Raw genomic sequence first — 3873 nt, forward strand, 5'->3', positions numbered from 1 at the left:
TGGTCGGCATGCGGGACGTGGGCATTGAGATTGCCGCGGGCGAGTTCGCCCATGGCTTCGGTCATGTTGCCGAGCGGATTGGAAATGGCGCGGATCAGCACGAACGCCGCCGCGGCGCAGAACGCGATGGCAAGGCCGAGGGCGATGAAGATCCAGAGCCGGGCAGTGCTATAGGTGCTCGCCGCGGTCTCGGCTGCGAGATCACACATCTTCTTATTCAGCGCGACGTCCTGTTCGACGGCACCGATGAACTTCGTGAAGGCGGTCCGCATTTGGCTTTGATAAAAATCTTCGGCCTCCTCCTTGGTCTTGGTTTTGAGGATGTCCTCCAGCTGCGCCTGCAGCGGCTCATAGTCGGCCTTGGCTTGCAGGAATTCGTCGGCAAGACGCCGCTCCTCGCCGGGCGTGATCAGGTTGGAATACTTCGCCAAAGCGGCCTCGGCCTCGGCATGGTACTTCTGCATCAAAGCCGCGTTGTTCTGGCGCTGCTCATCGGTGCGCGCCATGACCGTGTTGCCCTGGATCACGCGATAACGCGTCATGGCGTATTGCAACTCGGACAGGCTCGTCAGCGACGGCATCCAGTTGGTGGTCACGTCGTCCGACGCATCCTTGAGCTTCGACAGGCTGGTTACGGCAAATAGCCCGAGACCGACCGTCACGGCGAGTACCAAAGCAAACACACCGATCAGCTTCTTGCTGACGGAAATGTCTTTGAAGTTCATTTTATGATCCCAATCGCTGCGGTGTCCCACGCCCTCGCGGCGCACGCGTTGCGGGTAAAGATCGCGGCGAAATATTGAGATGTGGTATAAACAAACCAGAGTGGCAGGTGTCGAAATCGGTGAGAATTGCACGTCGGGCGTGCGTGCCGCCTCGGCGCAACCGTTGGCCCGTCGCGCCGCAAGCCTGTAATCCTTCTAAGTCCTTGACAGCAAAGGATCGGCCCGCGGGCGTCCGGCGCCGCGGCGGCGTTTGGGCGCCGCCTAGGGATTTGTACGTGTACGGGACAATACTTACGGCGAATTCCTACAGCATCGCCGGAATCACGCGGTCGGGCGGGCGGTGGCCGTCGGCGAAGCTCTTGATGTTGATGATCACCTTCTCGCCCATTTCGATCCGCCCTTCGAGGGTCGACGAGGCCATGTGCGGCAGCAGCACGACGTTCGCCGCCTTGAGCAGCTTGGGGTGGATCGCCGGTTCGCGGTCGTAGACATCAAGCCCGGCGCCGGCGATCTGTCCCGCCTCCAGCATGTCCGCCAGGCATTCCTCGTCGATGATCTCGCCGCGCGCGGTGTTGACGATGATGGCGGTGGGCTTGAGCAGCTTCAGCCGCCGCGCCGACAGCAGGCGATAGGTTGCGGGCGTATGCGGACAATTGACCGAGACGATGTCCATCCGCGCCAGCATCGGATCGAGATTTTCCCAATAGGTCGCCTCGAGCTCGGTCTCGACATGCGCCCGGACCGGCTTGCGGTTGTGGTAGTGGATTTGCAGCCCGAACGGCTTGGCGCGGCGCGCCAGCGCTTCGCCGATGCGGCCCATGCCGATGATGCCGAGCCGCTTGCCGCCGAGCCGGTGGCCCAGCATCCAGGTCGGCGACCAGCCGCGGAAGCCGCCGCGTTCGAGCACCATCGCGCCTTCGACGAAACGGCGCGGCACGGCGAGGATCAGCGCCATAGCGGCGTCGGCGGTGTCGCCCGTCAGCACGCCGGGCGTGTTGGTGATCATCAGGCCCTTGGCCAGCGCCGCGGTGACGTCGATATTATCGAAGCCGTTGGCGTAGTTGGCGATCATTTTGAGATCGGGACCGGCCTCGGCCAGCATGGCGGCATCGAGCCGGTCGGTGATGGTCGGCACCAGCACCTCGCAGGATTTCATCGCCGCCGCCAGCTCGCCGCGGCTGAGCGGCTTGTCGGCATCGTTGAGGCGCGCATCGAACAGTTCGCGCATGCGCGTTTCGATGATGTCCGGCAGCTTGCGCGTGACGATGACGACCGGTTTGCGCACCATGAGGCAGTTCCGGGCTGGCGCATCCGATGTACCAGATGCGCCCCGCCCTGTCAGGGCCGCTCGTCGTTTTCAGTGACGAAAGTGGCGCATTCCGGTGAAGACCATCGACAGCCCGGCCTCGTCGGCGGCCGCGATCACATCGCCGTCGTGGATCGAGCCGCCCGGCTGGATCACGCTGGTGGCCCCCGCTTCGGCGATTTCCAGCAGGCCGTCGGGGAAGGGGAAGAAGGCGTCGGAGGCAGCGGCCGAGCCGATCGTCCTGGGCTCCGGCCAGCCCGCGGCCTTGGCGGCGGCGCGCGCTTTCTCGGCGGCGATGCGGGCCGAATCCACGCGGCTCATCTGGCCGGCGCCGATCCCCGCCGTCGCCAGCCCCTTGGCATAGACGATGGTGTTGGATTTCACATGCTTGCCGACGGTGAAGGCGAACAGCAGATCGGCGATTTCGGCGTCGGAAGGTTGACGCTTGGTGACGATCTTGAGGTCGTCGCGGCCGACATGGCCGTTGTCGCGGGTCTGGACCAGAAGGCCGCCGGACACCGATTTGAAGGTCAGGCCCGGCGCTGCCGCATCGGGCAGGCTGCCGGCGGTCAGCACGCGCAGGTTCTTCTTCCTGGCGAGGATCGCCAGGGCATCGGCGTCGATCTCCGGGGCGATGATCACTTCGGTGAACAGCTTGACGATCTCTTCCGCCGTGGCGCCGTCGAGCTTGCGGTTGAAGGCGACGATGCCGCCGAACGCCGATGTCGGATCGCAGGCGAGCGCGTTGACATAGGCCTCTTCGAGCGAGGCGGCGAGCGCCACGCCGCAGGGATTGGCGTGCTTGATGATGGCGCAGGCCGCATGCGCCGCCGGATCGAACTCGGCGACCAGTTCGTAGGCCGCATCGGTGTCATTGATGTTGTTGTAGCTGAGCTCCTTGCCCTGGAGCTGTTCGGCGGTGGCGACGCCGGGCCGCTTCTCGCCGGTGGTGTAGAAGGCGGCGGCCTGATGCGGGTTTTCGCCATAGCGCAGCGACTGGCGCAGCGTGCCGGCGAAGGCGCGGCGCTTGGGCGGGGTCGCCTGATCCTCAAGCTGGGTCGCGAACCAGTTCGACACCGCCGCATCATAGGCCGCAGTGCGGGCATAGGCGGTCTGGGCGAGGCGGCGGCGCAGCGTCAGCGTGGTGGCACCGGCTTGCGCGTCCATCTCGGCGAGCACGGCCGCATAGTCTTCCACATCGACCACGACCGTGACCCAGTCGTGATTCTTGGCCGCCGACCGGGTCATCGCCGGGCCGCCGATATCGATGTTCTCGATCACCTCGTCGAACGGCGCACCTTTGGCGACGGTGGCTTCGAACGGATAGAGGTTGCAGACCAAGAGATCGATGCCTTCGATGCCGTGCTGTTTCATGGCGTCGGCGTGCTTGTCGCGCAGGCCCAAGAGGCCGCCGTGGACCAGCGGGTGCAGCGTCTTCACGCGGCCGTCCATCATTTCGGGAAAGCTGGTGATGTCGGCAACGTCGGCAACGCTGAGCCCGGCGTCACGCAGCGCTTTCGCGGTGCCGCCGGTGGAAATCAGGAAAACCCCATGTTTGGCGAGGCCTTGGGCGAATTCGACGAGGCCGGTCTTGTCGGACACGGAAATGAGCGCGCGGCGGATGGGGCGGAGCGTCATGGTCGACTCGCGATTGGGGTGTCGGCCGGTGATACTTCCGCCCCTCGCGAAACAAAAGGGTCAGATCGCCGCCAACCCGCAAATTTTTGCGCGAATCGCGGTCACAAAACACGAATGATTGTTGCGTGTTTTAAGGATTGCCGCCGGAACCCAGCGTTTTCAGCACTTTGAACACCGCGCCCGCGAGCGTGTGGAGCTCTTTGG

3 protein-coding genes are annotated in these 3873 nt (G+C 64.5%); all 3 read right to left on the bottom strand.

From position 1 onward, the window contains the following. Positions 1-725: MCP four helix bundle domain-containing protein (locus tag AC1P6P_RS13400; protein WP_481402948.1), on the bottom strand; the 725-nt coding region annotated here is incomplete at its 3' end. A gap of 304 nt (positions 726-1029) precedes the next feature. Continuing rightward, positions 1030-2013, bottom strand: coding sequence for a 2-hydroxyacid dehydrogenase (locus AC1P6P_RS13405; RefSeq protein WP_481402949.1), 984 nt, complete (start codon positions 2011-2013; stop codon positions 1030-1032). Between the two features lie 69 nt (positions 2014-2082). Beyond that, entirely contained in the window at positions 2083-3669 is a 1587-nt protein-coding gene (gene purH, locus AC1P6P_RS13410; RefSeq protein WP_481402950.1) for a bifunctional phosphoribosylaminoimidazolecarboxamide formyltransferase/IMP cyclohydrolase, read from the bottom strand. Positions 3670-3873 lie beyond the last annotated feature (204 nt).

Source organism: Rhizomicrobium sp. (assembly GCF_056722145.1).